Origin of the sequence: Arabiibacter massiliensis, assembly GCF_902386925.1 — a bacterium.
In the GTDB taxonomy this organism is placed as follows: domain Bacteria; phylum Actinomycetota; class Coriobacteriia; order Coriobacteriales; family Eggerthellaceae; genus Arabiibacter; species Arabiibacter massiliensis.
The window spans coordinates 2,323,714-2,338,188 of record NZ_LR698996.1 but is presented as its reverse complement, the minus strand read 5'-3'; the positions used below and the strand labels follow the sequence as shown (position 1 = coordinate 2,338,188).

11 protein-coding genes are annotated in these 14,475 nt (G+C 64.8%); 5 read left to right on the top strand and 6 right to left on the bottom strand.

All coding sequences use genetic code 11. The features are described from left to right. Positions 1–44: 44 nt before the first annotated feature. Positions 45–182, bottom strand: a complete 138-nt coding sequence (locus FX134_RS14585) for a hypothetical protein (RefSeq protein ID WP_172623450.1) — start codon at positions 180–182, stop codon at positions 45–47. Between the two features lie 308 nt (positions 183–490). On the opposite strand from FX134_RS14585, the gene FX134_RS09960 reads away from it, so the two are divergent. Next, positions 491–1,837 (top strand): purine-cytosine permease family protein, encoded by a 1,347-nt coding sequence (locus FX134_RS09960; protein WP_080801176.1) that lies wholly within the window; start codon positions 491–493, stop codon positions 1,835–1,837. A 78-nt stretch (positions 1,838–1,915) separates the two neighbouring features. Here the strand turns inward: FX134_RS09960 and FX134_RS09955 are convergent, their stop codons facing one another. Next, a complete protein-coding gene (locus FX134_RS09955; protein ID WP_080801173.1) occupies positions 1,916–3,364 on the bottom strand; it encodes an ATP-binding protein in 1,449 nt (482 codons plus the stop codon). A 350-nt stretch (positions 3,365–3,714) separates the two neighbouring features. On the opposite strand from FX134_RS09955, the gene FX134_RS09950 reads away from it, so the two are divergent. Continuing rightward, positions 3,715–4,224, top strand: a complete 510-nt coding sequence (locus tag FX134_RS09950; RefSeq protein ID WP_080801169.1) for a Crp/Fnr family transcriptional regulator — start codon at positions 3,715–3,717, stop codon at positions 4,222–4,224. A gap of 25 nt (positions 4,225–4,249) precedes the next feature. Here the strand turns inward: FX134_RS09950 and FX134_RS09945 are convergent, their stop codons facing one another. Genes FX134_RS09945 through FX134_RS09935 form a run of 3 tightly spaced genes read right to left on the bottom strand, consistent with a single transcriptional unit; the run spans position 4,250 to position 7,863 of the window. Further along, positions 4,250–5,077 (bottom strand): nitrilase-related carbon-nitrogen hydrolase, encoded by an 828-nt coding sequence (locus FX134_RS09945; protein WP_080801166.1) that lies wholly within the window; start codon positions 5,075–5,077, stop codon positions 4,250–4,252. Positions 5,078–5,089: 12 nt separating this feature from the next. Next, positions 5,090–6,763, bottom strand: coding sequence for a hydantoinase/oxoprolinase family protein (locus tag FX134_RS09940; RefSeq protein WP_232050907.1), 1,674 nt, complete (start codon positions 6,761–6,763; stop codon positions 5,090–5,092). After that, positions 6,760–7,863, bottom strand: coding sequence for a DUF917 domain-containing protein (locus FX134_RS09935; protein ID WP_080801162.1), 1,104 nt, complete (start codon positions 7,861–7,863; stop codon positions 6,760–6,762). The genes FX134_RS09940 and FX134_RS09935 overlap by 4 nt, the downstream gene beginning before the upstream one ends. A gap of 208 nt (positions 7,864–8,071) precedes the next feature. On the opposite strand from FX134_RS09935, the gene FX134_RS09930 reads away from it, so the two are divergent. The 3 genes from FX134_RS09930 (at position 8,072) to FX134_RS09920 (ending at position 11,684) form a co-directional block, all read left to right on the top strand. Then, on the top strand, positions 8,072–9,571 hold the full coding sequence (locus FX134_RS09930) for an ATP-binding protein (protein WP_232050906.1): 1,500 nt from the start codon (positions 8,072–8,074) through the stop codon (positions 9,569–9,571). A gap of 26 nt (positions 9,572–9,597) precedes the next feature. Next, complete coding sequence (locus FX134_RS09925) at positions 9,598–10,563, top strand: DUF1177 domain-containing protein (protein WP_080801160.1); 966 nt, start codon at positions 9,598–9,600, stop codon at positions 10,561–10,563. A 167-nt stretch (positions 10,564–10,730) separates the two neighbouring features. Beyond that, positions 10,731–11,684 carry an aminopeptidase gene (locus tag FX134_RS09920; RefSeq protein WP_080801157.1) on the top strand — a complete coding sequence of 318 codons (954 nt, stop codon included), beginning with the start codon at positions 10,731–10,733 and terminating at the stop codon, positions 11,682–11,684. A gap of 81 nt (positions 11,685–11,765) precedes the next feature. On the opposite strand, the gene clpB is transcribed toward FX134_RS09920, so the two are convergent. Then, positions 11,766–14,426: an ATP-dependent chaperone ClpB gene (clpB, locus tag FX134_RS09915; protein ID WP_407641853.1), complete on the bottom strand. Its 2,661-nt coding sequence runs from the start codon at positions 14,424–14,426 to the stop codon at positions 11,766–11,768. Positions 14,427–14,475 lie beyond the last annotated feature (49 nt).

The window sequence follows — 14,475 nt, the reverse complement described above, 5'->3', positions numbered from 1 at the left end:
CCCCTGTCCCGCGCCGGCCGAAGCGGCGTTTTCGACGATCGGACTCAACCCAGCACGACCCTCACGATGATGATGAGCGCCCACAGCGCCAGCAGGAAGCACCCCAGCGAGAGCAGCACGATGCCGAACCCCATGAGCGGAGCCTCGAGCGACTGTCGGATGTTCTGCGGCTTTTTTCGCATGCGGGTATTCTAGTACAAACGGCCGTTCTCCGATACGGGCGGCTTGTCAACACTCCAGAAGTCCCCAACCCGGCGCGCGGGGGCGAGGGCGCGGGGGCAGAGGCGCGCTCGCCGCAGACCGACCGAGGCAGCCGCTCGGCCCCTTCGATGGTTTCTCCCCAATGAAACTTTCCCCACGTCGTCACGAAAGAGCCGCGCGCACGGTATAATCCCCTCCATCTTGCTTGCTGCAAGGCCGCGACGTCGAGGAGAAAACGCCGCGAGGGGGATCGGCCTGCGGGCGACGCCGCAGGGGAGAAAGGACAATCATGGCTCCGGAAAACGACATCGACTATTCGTTGTCGCGCGTACCTGATGAAGCGAAACAGCCGTTCTGGCGGATTCTTTTCATCAGGATCGGCGCGATCTGCTGCGTGTCCCAGCTCATGCTGGGCGCGGCGCTCGGCTACGGCCTGACGTTCTGGGACGCCTTCTTGGCCACCATGCTCGGCTCGGTGCTGCTGCAGGTGGTCAGCTGGGCGCTCGGCACGGCGGCCGCGAAGGAGGGCCTGTCCACCAGCCTGCTCTCGCGCTGGGCGGGCTTCGGCAAGGTGGGCTCGGCGCTGTTCGGCGGCGTGGTGGCCATCTCGATGGTGGGCTGGTTCGGCGTGCAGAACGCCGTGTTCGGCGAGGGCATGACCAGCATCGTCCCGTTCACGGACTTCCTCGGCGCGTTCGAGTACCCCGTGTGGGCCATCATCACCGGCCTCGGCATCACGCTTCTGGTGGTGTTCGGCATCAAGGCCATCGCGAACTTCGCCACCGTGTTCGTGCCGCTGTTCGTGATCGTTGTCGTGGTGGCCGCGGCCATCATCCTGCAGGACCACACCATCACCGAGCTTCTGACCACCGCCCCTCCGGGACCGGCGCTCACGCTGGGCGCGGCCACCACGATGGTGGCGGGCGGCTTCATCGCCGGCGCCATCTGCACGCCCGACTACGCGCGCTTCCTGAAGAACGGCACGCAGGTGTTCTGGATGACGCTCATCGGCACGTTCGTGGGCGAGCTGGGCATGAACCTGCTGGCCGTGCTGCTGGCGCACGCCATGGGCACCGAGAACGTGGTCGACATCATGATGGGCACCTCGGGCGTCATCGGCGTCATCATCGTGGTGGCCTCCACGGTGAAGCTCAACGACATCAACCTGTACTCGTCGTCGCTCGGCCTGGCCACGATGATCAACGCGCTGTTCAACAAGAAGCTCAGCCGCAACGCGCTCGTGTGGGCGCTCGGCATCGTGGGCACGGCCCTGTCGGTGATCGGCATCATCAACTACTTCGTGGGATTCCTCTCGCTGCTCGGCGTGGCCATCCCGCCCGTCGCGGGCATCATGGTGGTTGACTACTTCGTGCTGAAGCGCAGCCGCGCGGCGCTCGACGAGTCGCGCGCCAAGGGCATGCTGCCCGCCACTGTGGAGAAGCTGAACCCGCTCGCCATCGTGAGCTGGATCGCCGGCTTCGCGGTGGGCGAGATCACCAGCATCATGAACATCGGCATCCCCGGCCTGAACTCGCTCATCCTGGCCGGCGTGCTGTACTGGGTGATCATGAAGGCGTACGCCGCCATGAAGAAGATGGACATCGTCGCCTTCGCTGAGACGGACCAGGTGCTCTAGCGCATCTGCCCGACCCGTTCGCCATCCGAGCCCCCGCTGTTTCACGTGAAACACCGGGGGCTTTTTCGTTGGCGTGCCTTATGGAAGCCTTGCTGCCACGTAACGTTGCCTCGAGCTTCTCGGCTTGTCGGGAATCGTCATACGCAACCGCCCCTCCTGAACCGCAGGCATGATGTACACGCGAGTTGCATAGGGGGTGGACGCAAGCCCGAGGAACTCGGCTATTTCCGCACGGGAGCGCGGCACGGAGCAAAACGCCGCGAGATCGGGCTCTTTCTCGGTGTCGTCGGCTTTCGCCTGCGCGGCAGGCGCTTTGCGCAACACGACCGTGAACGAATCGTGCGTGTCGACGAACTCCGGCTGCGGAAGGCCGGCTTGACGCATGAGTCTGAGAACGGTCGGAATGCCCGAATAGCGATTCTCCGTTAAACCGAGCGTTTCCATCGCGGTTGCGAGAGCGGGATTGCGCGTGTCGGGCTGCACCTTGCCCAGCTGATCGACGCGCAACCGTCCATACAATCCTCCGGGATTGCTCACTTCGATGCGGTCGGCGAACATCCTGATTTGGATAGGCATGCCTTCGGTGTGCACGCTGTAATCGCGATGGACAAGAGCGTTGAGCACGATTTCCCTGATCGCTTCCACAGGATATTCCGGGATATCCTGACGCTCGCCAGTGGCGGGATCGATGACCGTCTTCGTCTTCATGTTGCCCCTCACGAAGACAAGCGATTCCTTCAACATGTCGGGGATCGTCCCCTCGATGCGCCGGTTGTCGATGAAGCGCTCTCCTTCGGGCCCTGTCTCGCCCATCTCTTCTCCGGGGATCGAAACGGCGACGATGCAGAGCTGGGGAATGAACGCCTGCGGATACAGCCCGAACATCCACTCGGCATACAGCGAAACGCCCCCGTCGCGCGTCACGCCCATCAAATCGAGGATGCGATCCCGATCCAACTTGCCAAGATTCGGCTTGTTGCGCTTGAGCTTCACCAGATATTCTTCAAGCAGACCTTCGTCGAGGGAAGCGAGGTCGGCGTTCGGGACGACACGAATATCATCCTGGTATTTCTTCCGGAAGGATTCGTAGCTGTATATCTCATATTCCGTCATAAGCTCATCCGCTTCGCCAACGCGCTTGTACGATCCCTTCGTTTTGCCCTTGCCCTTGTAATAGCAGGGTCGGTCGGACAGATCGAGCGCCGGAATCTCGGCAGAGACGACGTACGAATCGCCAACCTTGCACACGCTGAACAACGGTCGCACGACGGGATCCATCTGGTTGCATTGCTCGGTCACGCTTTTCTGCAAATCCTGCACGTCGTACACTCCGACGCACTTATATGCGTTCGTCTCATCGAGCCCGAAGACGATGACGCCTCCCTCGTCTTGGTTCGAGAATGAAGACAAGGTGTCGAACAGGCGCTTCGGACAGCCGTCATGCGCCTTTTTGACTTCAACAGTTTGCATCTCCGCTTGCATTTCTTGAATGTTCGCTACCAGATGTTGGAGATCCGTTTCAAGCATGCAAACTCCCCCTCAAGTAAAAGTACGATACTCGTACAGTAAAAGTACAATACTGAAGCTAAAAGTACAATACTCGAAAGCGAAAGTACAAAACTCGATGAAAAAGTGTGATTCTTTCAAGTTGAAGTACAAAGTTTGCTTCAAAAGTACAATGTTGAAAAGCCGATGTACAAAGTTTCGCACCATCGACTTGCAAGAAAGCTCCCGCTGTTTCACGTGAAACAGCGGGAGCTTTCTTGTTGCGCACAAGTTTGGGCGCGGCTTTGTGCACGGGCTGGGCAGAAGTATCGCCGTCGGCTTCCTATACTGTCGGCATCGCCAATGCGAGGGGGAAGCAAGGGGAAGGCTCGGTGGAGTGCTTCCGCGTCGACGCGGCGGGACGCATGAAGGTGATCGACCGCTACAAGGCCGGCTCGTTCTTCGGGTTCCACATCCTGCGCGACAACTGCCTGCCCATGACGTCGGCGCGCTGCTGCGAGGACTGCTGCGTCCTGGCCATCCCCAAGGAGTCGTTCTTCAAGCTGCTGCACGGCTGCCCCGAGTTCGCCGACCGCACGGTACGCTACCTGTTCGGGCTGCTCTCGATGCAGACGAAGGAGGTGCTGAACTCGTCGTTCTACGCGACGAGCCAGCGCGTGCCGATGCTTTTGGCCGAGCTCGTGCAGGAGCGGCAAGGCGACGGCGATCCCGCGCTTTTGCCGTACAGCAACGTCGCGCTGGCCGACATGCTGGGCATCAGCCGCAATTCCGTGTCGACCGCGCTTTCGCGCCTGCATGCCCAAGGCGTCATCGAGAAGCGGCGCAACTGCATCCACGTCCTGGACGTGGAGAAGCTCGAAGCAATAGCTCGAATGGCATAAAAGGGGACTGTCCCCTTTTATGCCATTATGGGAGAAGCACCAGGTCGTAGAGGTCGGGGCGGCGGTCGCGCAGGTAGGGGCTGCGCTGGCGGAGGGCCGTCACGTCGTCGAGGTCGAGCTCCACGTGCAGCACGCCTTCGGCCTCCTCCTCAAGCTCGGCTATCACGTGGCCGCGCGGGTTGCACACCTTCGTGTGACCGGGCATGACCAGGTCGTCCTCCACGCCGTAGCGGTTGACGGCCGCCAGGAACACGGTGTTCTCGAGCGCGCGGGCAGGCGCGTTCACGTCCCAGATGTCCATGTCCTCGGCGCACCAGGCCGACGGGCACACGAGGATGTCGGCGCCCTGCAGCGCGAGCATGCGCGACACCTCCGGGAAGCCCAGGTCGTAGCAGATGAGCACGCCGACGCGCCCGAAGTCGGTGTCGAACACGAGAGTGTCGTTGCCGGAGCGGAAGTAGAAGCGCTCGAGCGCCCAGAGGTGCTGCTTGTCGTAGGTGCCGATCAGCCGGCCCTCGCGGTCGATGACCACGGCGCTGTTGAACGCCACGCCCGCAAGCTCGTAGGTGAGCGCGAGGCCCGCCACCACGTAGCAGCCGGCCTCGCGAGCGGCAGCTTGCAGCGCGGTCACCGTGGGGCCGTCGATGGGCTCGGCCAGCTCGGGCACGCGCGGGCCCACGACGTTCAGCTGGTAGCCCGTCGAGAACAGCTCGGGCAGCACCACGAGGTCGGCCCCCTGCGCACCCGCCTCGACGATCATGCGGCACGCCTTCTCGGCGTTCGCCGCCGGGTCGCACATCGTGCTCTCGAACTGGATGAGCGCCAGGTGGGCGGTTCGCTTTTCTTCGGTCATGAGTTGCCTCCCTTACAATTTGAGATCGCCGACGGCCTTCACGCGGATGCAGAGCGCGTCGCCCAGGTAGGCCATGGGGATGTCCTCGACGTCCACCACCTCCACGGTGGCGGGGTCGGCGCCGGCCTCGATGGCCTCGTCGCAGGCGCGCTGCTTCGACTCGGAGAGCGCCTGGTCGCGCGGCGTCTCGGTCAGCGAGAACACCTTCGCTATCTGGCCCGACACCTGCGCGATGGCCGAGCCCACGGCGTTCGCCACGCCGAAGTTCTCCGGACGCAGCACCTCGCCGGCACCTTCCAACGTCTCGGGAGCCAGGATGGATCCGCCGCCCACGAGGATGACGGTCACGTCGCCGGCCGAGGTCTTCATCGCGTCCACCGCGTCCTCGATGATGCGCGTGATCTCGGCGTAGGCCGCGTCCACAAGCGCGGGATCGAGGCCAGCCACCAGCGCGGGATCGCCCACGCCCTCGGCCAGTCCCTTCGCCACCACGATGTCGGTGGCCGTGAGCGTGTCGCCGCCGAAGCAGAGCGCCTTGCTTGTGACCAGGTAGCCCACGCTGTCGGGCCCCACGGTCACGCGGCCGTCGTCGAGCTGCCGCACGATGGAGCCGCCGCCGAGGCCCACGCTCACCAGGTCGGGCATGCGGAAGTTCGTGCGCACGTCGCCGATCTCCACGGCCACCATGCTCTCGCGCGGGAAGCCGTGCGCCAGCACGCCCACGTCGGTGGTGGTGCCGCCGATATCCACGACCACGGCGTCCTTCTCCTTCGTGAGAAACGACGCGCCGCGGATGGAGTTGGTGGGCCCGCACGCGATGGTGAAGATGGGATAGCGCTTCGCGTAGTCCACGGACATGAGCGTGCCGTCGTTCTGCCCCAGGTAGACGGCCACGTCGGTCAGCCCCTCGGCCGCGAGCGCCGCCTCGAAGCTGTCGGCCGTCGTGCGCGCCACGTCGTAGAGCGCCGCGTTCAGGATGGAGGCGTTCTCACGCTCGAGGAACCCGAGCGAGCCGATCTCCGACGACAGCGTGACGGGGAAGCCCTCGCCCAGCTCCTCGCGCAGGATGGCGGCGGCGCGCTTCTCGTGCGCATCGGACACCGGCGAGAACACGCTGGTCACCGCCACGGACTCGAAGCCCTCCTCGCGTACGATGCGTGCGACCTCGCGGATCTCGTCCTCGGAAAGCGGGCTGATCTCGCGGCCGTCGAACTCGTTGCCGCCGTGCACCAGGAAATCCTGCACGCGCATGGCGTCTTTCAGCTCGTCGGGCCAGTCGGCCATGCAGCTGACGGCGGTCGTGGCCGGCGCGCCCACGCGCACGGCCGCCACCTTGTTGAGGCGCTTGCGCTCCACGATGGCGTTCGTGCAGTGTGTGGTGCCCAGCATGGCGAACCCGATGTTCTTGGCGGCCTCGTCGGCTCCCACCTGCGTGATCACCTCGTGCATGGCGGCCTTGATGCCGCCCATCACGTCCTCGGTGGTGGGGCTCTTCGTGGCGGCCACCAGCTTGAGGTCGCCGTCGATGATCACGGCGTCGGTGTTCGTGCCGCCCACGTCGATGCCAAGACGCCAGATGCGAGTGGACGCCTTCGCGGCAGCGCGCTTTTTTTCCTGCTTCTTCGCAGCTTTCTGCTCAGCCTTCTTCAGCTGCTTTTTCGAGAGCTTCTTGTCCTTCTTGCTCATCGCGCGTTCACCTCCGCTGCCGCCATGCGCTCCTCCACCGGGATGTAGTCCACGTCGTAGCCGAACGCGCGCGGGCCCACCACGGCCAGGCCCTGCGGCGTGCGCCACTGCGGCGCGCAGGGCATGCCCACCACCACGACGCGCGCGCCGTATTTCAGGCCCTCGGTGGTCACGGGCGCGCCGGATTCCATGTCCAGCGACATGATGAGGTCGGGCGCGGTGGTCACCGGCTCGCCATCGCGCAGCGCGATGAGGTTCTCGTTCTGGAACTCGATGACCAGTTCGCTGCCCTTGTCCTGGTCAAGGCCGCTTACCACGGCGCGGCCGCGCACGAACATGCCGTCGGTCTTGCGCTCGACGTCCATCACCTTGCCGCGGAACAGGCGGAAGCCGCGCGTCACGCCCAGCACCGCGTCGATGGGGTCGGCGTGCTGCTCGCGCGCCTCGCGCAACGTGCGGCCGATCTCCTCGCACAGCGTCGGCGTGTCGGGGATGCAGAAATCCTTGAGCTGACGCCCGGTGCAAGGATACGACGCGAGGATGGTGTAGCCGCCCATCACCGACGTGGCCTGGCGCGCGATGCGCTCGAGCCACTTGTCGTCGATGCCGCGCACCGTCACCGTGTTGCCCTTCTCGTCGGCGAGCACGGCCGGCTGGCCCTTCACGCCGTTGATGCCGAGCGTGGTCATCTGCAGCTCGGGGAACGCGCGGCCCATGAGGTCGCAGTCCACCACGGGGATGCGACGCGTGGCCGCCAGGATGAACGGGATGGTGGAGTTCACGCCGCCCGCCTCCACGGCGTAGATGGCGTAGGGCTCCTGGCCCAGCTCGCGCACCAGCTCGTCGTAGGTGGCCATGGGCTCAAGGCCGCTGCAGATCTTCTCCACCATGATGGTGGGGGCGCCCATCATCTGCGACACGCACACCATCGCGTCGTCGGGAACCTCGTCGGGCGAGATGAGCTCCACCTCGCCGTACTTCCTGATGGCCTCGATGGCCATGAGCTTGCCGACGTAGGGGTCGCCGCCCCCACCCGCGCCGAGGACCGTCGCGCCGAGCGCCATGTCCTCGATCTCTTTGATGCCGATCATCCTTCTCATGATGAGTAGACCTTTCCGCTGTGGTTGCCGCTTGCCGCTATTATGACGTATCGCGCCCAGATCGAACACGGGGCATTCATCATTACATCTATCATTTAACTTTCTTTACATCATTTCACTTTTCTCTTCATCATTACAGCATCTCGCGTTATGATGCTGCCATGCACAGCCCGGCCCTTCATGCGAAACCACGCCGAAAGGATGCGGATTGGACTTGACGACTCGCTTCGATCTCGCTCGCCACGTGGCCCTCATGCGCTCCGCCGGAACCGACTTGCAAACCTGCGAGGTCAAAAGCGCCGAGAAGGAGTTCCCGAAGGACTGCATCCCCACCCTCTCCGCGTTCTCGAACGGCTCAGGCGGAATACTCCTTCTTGGGCTCTCAGAACGGGAGGGGTTCGCGCCTGTCCCCACGTTTGATCCGAGCCGCATGCAAGACGCTTTGGCCGATGCGTGCTCGAACAAGCTCATACCGCCCGTTCGCCCGGAGATCGCCTTCGAAGAGTTCGAGGAGAAGCCGGTGCTCGTCGCCAAGATCCCCGAATTGCCGCCGCGAGACAAACCGTGCTACGTCGCCTCCAAAGGCCTGTACGAAGGATCCTTCATCCGCACGGGCGACGGCGACCGGAAGATGAGCCATTACGAGATAAACCGTCTCCTCGAGGAGCGCGCCCAGCCGCGCCATGACGTGCGAATCGTGCAGGAGGCGGTCGTGGACGATCTGGATCGATCGCTCGTGGAGCCCCTGCTGAAAAAGGAGCGCTTTCTCCACCCGCGCGTGTTCGAAAAGTACGACGACCTCGCCATACTCGTGAGCCTTCGCGTGATCGCTGAGGACGACGGCGGCACACCTCGCCCCACCCTCGCGGGGCTTCTCGCGCTGGGAGAGTACCCGCAGAAGTATTTCCCCCGGCTGAACGTGTCGTTCGCGTCATATCCCGGAACGACGAAGGCTTCGACTTTCACGGGGCAGCGCTTCCTCGACTCGGCTGATTTCGTCGGGCCCATTCCCTTCATGATCGCCGACGCGGTTGCCGCCGTGGCAAGGAACATGCGGACGGCGTCGTTCGTGGAGGGAGCGTTTCGCGAAGACGTGCCCGACTATCCTCTCGAGGCGGTGCGCGAGGCGGTGGCCAACGCGCTCATGCACCGCGACTACTCCCCCGAGTCATGGGGAACGCAGGTGCAGGTGAACATGTTCGCCGACAGGTTGGAGGTTCTCAGCCCGGGGGGATTGTACGGCACCGTGACGGTGGATACGCTCGGAACGCTCGGCGTCTCCTCGACGAGGAACGAGTTCCTTTCGAAGATCCTTGGAAGCACGCCGTACCCGCACCCGCTTGGCAACGCCCAGTACGTCGTCGAGAACAAGGGGACGGGGTTCATCGAGATACGCTCGCAGCTGGCGGCCGCCGGCATGGAGCCTCCGCAGGTGTTCGACCGGCCCGGCTCGTTCTCTCTTGTTTTCAAAAAGCGCCCGGCGGCTTCGATCGAACGGCATGACTCCCCTCAAAAGGACGCCGAGCAGGCTATCCTGAACATGGCCAGGGAAAATGGATCAATCAGCGCCAAAGAGGCTGAAGCTGCGCTGCGCCTTTCCCGGGTCACCGTGCTGAAGCATATCAATCGCCTGATCGAAGAGGGCGTGCTTGAATCTTCGGAGCCGGCCACCAGCAAGAAGAGACGTTATCGGCTTTCGAATACGTAGGCAGTATCGCGATAGGAGTAAGAACCATGATCCTCAAGCAACTGATCGACTTGTACGACCTGTTGGACTCGCCGGGCGCGAGTGGGCGGGCGGCCGTGGACTACCTGCGCGGCATCGATCCCGACTGCGACGCGGAGACGTACGTGTTGGAAGGACCCAAGGGCTCGACCGACATGGTGCGCGTGCGCATTCCGGGCGAGCGCGGGCGCTCGACCGGCGGCGACGCACCGACGATCGCGCTTTTGGGGCGCCTCGGGGGCTTGGGCGCGCGACCCGAGCGCATCGGCTTCGTGTCGGACGGCGACGGCGCGCTCACGGTGCTGGCCTGCGCGGCGAAGCTGCTGTCGATGCACGCGCGCGGCGACGTGCTGGCGGGCGACGTGGTGCTGTCCACGCACGTGTGCCCGCACGCGCCGACGTCGCCACACGAGCCGGTGCCCTTCATGGGCTCGCCCGTGGCCACGGCGGACGTCAACCGCGAAGAGGTGGGCGGCGCCGACGTGCTAGACGCGGTACTCGTGGTGGATACGACGAAGGGCAACCGCATCATGAACGAGCGCGGCTTCATGATCTCGCCCACGGTGAAGCAGGGCTGCATCCTGCGCGTGAGCGACGACCTGGTGGGCCTCGTGGAGATCGCGACCGGCCGCCGCGCGCGCACGTTCCCGCTGTCGATGGCCGACATCACGCCCTACGGCAACGGCCTGTACCATCTGAACTCGATCCTGCAGCCGTGCACGGCCACCGACGCTCCCGTCGTGGGCGTGGCCATCACCACGGAGACGGCGGTGCCGGGCTGCGCGACCGGGGCGACGCACCTGGGCGATTTGGACGAGGCCGGGTCGTTCATGATCGAGGCGGCGAAGGCGTTCGGTGAAGGGAAGTGCTCGTTCTTCGACGCCGACGAATACGCCCGCTTCGTGGAGCGCTACGGCACCATGGCCCACCTCCAGACGATGGGCGAGCTGCCCGCAGAAGATCCGCAGGCGTAAGCCTTTGTCATCCTGAGCGGAGCGGCGGGGCGGCCCACCCTCTTGTCATCCTGAGCGGAGCGGCGAAGCCGCGAAGTCGAAGGATCCCGCGCGGTGCCAACCGTCAAATGTTTCACGTGAAACACTCGACTCTGACCAGCAATTATGAACTGAAAGGACTCGCGACGATGAACTTGGACGAGCGGGCGCGCACCATCATCGAGACGAACCTCGGCCTCGGCGAAGACGAGACGCTGCTCGTGGTCACTGACGATGCCACGCGCGAGGTGGGCGAGCTGTTCTACCGCGCCGCGCGCTCGCTCGGCCGACGCGCGCTCATCCTGCAGATGCCCGTGGGCCGCGTCGCGGGCGAGGAGCCGCCGGCCGCCGTGGCCGCCGCGATGCGCGAGGCCGACGTCGCGCTCTGCCCCACCGCCCAGTCCGTCACGCACACGAACGCGCGCATCGAGGCCGCGAAGTCCGGCACCCGCGTGGTCACCATGCCCGGCGTGACCATGGACATGCTGCGCGAAGGCGCTGCCTGCGCCGACTACGCCGAAGTTGAGCGCCGCACGCGCGAGCTCACCGAGCGCTTGACTCGGGCGCGCACGGCCCGCATCGAGAAGGACGGCCACATGCTGGAGCTTTCGCTCGACGGCCGCGCGGGCGTGGCGAGCCCCGGCATCTACCGCGAGCCGGGCGCGAGCGGCAACTTCCCCTCGGGCGAGGCCTATATCGCGCCGCTCGAAACCGAGGCCAACGGCAGCGTCGTCATCGACGGCTCGATGGTGGGCATCGGCACCCTGGCCGAGCCGCTAGTCGCCGTCATCGAGCGCGGCCGCCTCGTGCGCATGGAGGGCGCCGACGCGAACGGCCCCTACGCCGAGCAGCTCGCCGTGCTGTTCGAGCGACCTGAGAACGGAACCGTCGCCGAGCTCGGCATCGGCACGAACGAGGCTGCCAAGCTCTGCGGCATCATCCTCGAGGACGAGAAGCTCTACGGCACCGTGCACGTGGCCTTCGGCACCAACACCTCGTTCGGCGGCGTCACGAAAGCCGACTGCCACCTCGACGGCATCATCCTCCGCCCCACCCTCTACCTCGACGACCACCTCGTCATCCGCGACGGTGAGTTCGCCTAACGCGAAAGCGGCCCGCCGGGGTGGCGGGCCGCTGGTTCGCGGGCGTTTTGTCACAAAAGGGGACTGTCCCCTTTTGTGACATTATTTCTCGCCGTCTGTCAGGAGGTCGTCGATGGGGAAGGCGTCCAATTCGAGCGGGGCCTCCACGGTGCACTCGTAGTTGCCATCCTGGTCGATGCCGATGAGGACGTGGCTGCGGTCGCGCAGCTGGCCCTCCACCACCTTCTGGGCGATGCGGTCTACGATCTCGCGCTGGATGAGGCGCTTCAGCGGACGCGCGCCGAAGATGGGGTCGTAGCCGTCGATGGACAGGTGCTCCATCGCGGCCGGCGTCACGTCGAGCGTGATGCGGCGGTCGGCCAGGCGGTCGCGCACCTCCTCCAGCTGCAAATCCACGATGGGCTCGATGTTCGTCATGTTGAGCGCGTTGAACACCACCACGTCGTCGATGCGGTTGATGAACTCGGGGCGGAACGTCGCCCGTAGCGCGCCGTCGATGGCCTGCTTCATGGCCTTCTCGTCGTTGTGCTCGGCGAACTCGCGGATGAACTGCGAGCCGACGTTGCTCGTCATGATGATGATGGCGTTCTTGAACGACACCACGCGGCCCTGGCCGTCGGTCAGGCGGCCGTCGTCGAGCACCTGCAAGAGGATGTTGAATACGTCCGGGTGCGCTTTCTCTATCTCGTCGAGCAGCACCACGGAATACGGCTTGCGGCGCACGGCCTCGGTGAGCTGGCCGCCCTCGTCGTAGCCGACGTACCCCGGAGGCGCGCCGATGAGGCGCTGTACGGAAAACTTCTCCATGTACTCGGACATGTCGATGCGCACCATGGCCTTCTCGCTGTCGAACAGGTACTCGGCCAGGGCCTTGGCAAGCTCCGTCTTGCCCACGCCGGTGGGGCCCAGGAACAGGAACGATCCGATGGGCTGGTTCGGGTCGGACAGGCCCGCGCGGTTGCGGCGGATGGCACCGGCCACGGCCGACACGGCCTCGTCCTGGCCCACCACGCGCTCGTGCAGCTTCTCCTCCAGGTCCACGAGCTTGGCCATCTCGCCCTGCATCATCTTCTGCACGGGGATGCCGGTCCAGGCGCTCACCACCTCGGCGATCTCGTCGTCGGACACCTCCTCCTTCAGGATGGCGCCGTCTTGCTGCTTCACGTTGAGAGCTTCCTCGGCCTCGTGCAGGCGGCGCTGCAGGTCGGGGATGCGGGCGTAGCGGATCTCGGAAGCCTTCACCAGGTCGCCCTCGCGGGTGGCGCGCTCTTCTTCCAGCTGGGCGCCTTCGAGCTGCGCTTTGAGTTCCTGCACGTGAACGATAACGTCCTTCTCGTTCTGCCACTCGGCCTTGCGCTTGTCCAGATCCTCCTGCGCGGCGGCTATCTCGCGACGCAGCGCTTCCAGGCGCTCCTTGGAGGCGTCGTCCGTCTCCTTCATGAGGGCCTGCTCCTCGATCTGCATCTGCGTGAGCTTGCGGTCGGCCGCGTCCACCTCCTCAGGCATGGAGTCGATCTCGATGCGCAGGCGGCTGGCGGCCTCGTCCATGAGGTCGATGGCCTTGTCGGGCAGGAAGCGATCGGAGATGTAGCGGTTCGAGAGCTCGGCCGCAGCCACGATGGCGGCGTCGGTGATGCGCACGCCGTGGTGGATCTCGTACTTCTCCTTCAGGCCGCGCAGGATGGCGATGGTGTCCTCCACCGTTGGCTCGGTGACCAGCACCGGTTGGAAGCGGCGCTCCAGCGCGGCGTCCTTCTCGATGTACTTGCGGTACTCGTCGAGCGTGGTGGCGCCGATGGCGTGCAGCTCGCCGCGCGCCAGGGCGGGCTTGAGCATGTTGCCGGCATCCATGGAGCTGTCGCCGGTGGAGCCCGCGCCCACGATGGTGTGCAGCTCGTCGATAAACAGGATGATCTGCCCCTCCGACTGCTTCACCTCGCGCAGCACGGCCTTCAAGCGGTCCTCGAACTCGCCGCGGTACTTGGCACCCGCCAGCATCGCGGGCAGGTCGAGCGCGATGATGTCGCGGTCCTTCAGCGACGAGGGGACGTCGCCAGCCACGATGCGCTGGGCGAGGCCCTCCACGATGGCCGTCTTGCCGGTGCCGGGCTCGCCGATGAGCACGGGGTTGTTCTTCGTGCGGCGGGAAAGCACCTGGATGGTGCGGCGGATTTCCTCCGAGCGGCCGATCACCGGGTCCAGCTTGCCCTCGCGGGCCTGCTGCGTGAGGTTCTGGCCGTACTGCTCCAAGGCCTCGAACTGGGTTTTCTCCTGCGGATCAGTCACGCGGGTATCGCCGCGCAGCTCTTCGTAGGCGGCCTCGATGGTCTTGCGCGTCACGCCGGCCACGGTGAGGATCTTGCCCGCGGCGCCCTTATCCTCGGACAGCGCGATGAGCAGGTGCTCGCTCGTGGCGTAGCTGTCGCCCAGCTTCTCGGCGATCTTCACGGCGTTGTCGATGAGCCCCAGCAAGGCCGGGCCGGGCACGCCGCTCATCATCATGGGGCCGCTCGCGCTCACCTTGGGCATGCGCGCTATCTCGGCATCGACGTTGGCCAGCAGCTGGAACGGCTCGGCGCCGATGCGCTTTATGATGGCCGACAGGTTGTTCTCCTTCGACTCAAGCAGGGCCTTCAGCATGTGGATGGGCTCCGCTTGGGACGATTCGTTCTCGGAGGCGATGGTGATGGTCTGCTGCAGTGCCTCCTGCGCGGTCAGGGCCAGTTTGTTCAAGTTGCCCATGTTCATTACAGGTACCTCCTCATTATATGATCGAAAAGATCATCAAATG

Bases quoted from the DNA above. Each gene is read 5' to 3' on its own strand.
- FX134_RS14585 (WP_172623450.1), bottom strand. From the start codon at position 182: ATGCGAAAAAAGCCGCAGAACATCCGACAGTCGCTCGAGGCTCCGCTC.
- FX134_RS09960 (WP_080801176.1), top strand. From the start codon at position 491: ATGGCTCCGGAAAACGACATCGACTATTCGTTGTCGCGCGTACCTGAT.
- FX134_RS09955 (WP_080801173.1), bottom strand. From the start codon at position 3,364: ATGCTTGAAACGGATCTCCAACATCTGGTAGCGAACATTCAAGAAATG.
- FX134_RS09945 (WP_080801166.1), bottom strand. From the start codon at position 5,077: ATGACCGAAGAAAAGCGAACCGCCCACCTGGCGCTCATCCAGTTCGAG.
- FX134_RS09940 (WP_232050907.1), bottom strand. From the start codon at position 6,763: ATGAGCAAGAAGGACAAGAAGCTCTCGAAAAAGCAGCTGAAGAAGGCT.
- FX134_RS09935 (WP_080801162.1), bottom strand. From the start codon at position 7,863: ATGAGAAGGATGATCGGCATCAAAGAGATCGAGGACATGGCGCTCGGC.
- FX134_RS09925 (WP_080801160.1), top strand. From the start codon at position 9,598: ATGATCCTCAAGCAACTGATCGACTTGTACGACCTGTTGGACTCGCCG.
- FX134_RS09920 (WP_080801157.1), top strand. From the start codon at position 10,731: ATGAACTTGGACGAGCGGGCGCGCACCATCATCGAGACGAACCTCGGC.
- clpB (WP_407641853.1), bottom strand. From the start codon at position 14,426: ATGGGCAACTTGAACAAACTGGCCCTGACCGCGCAGGAGGCACTGCAG.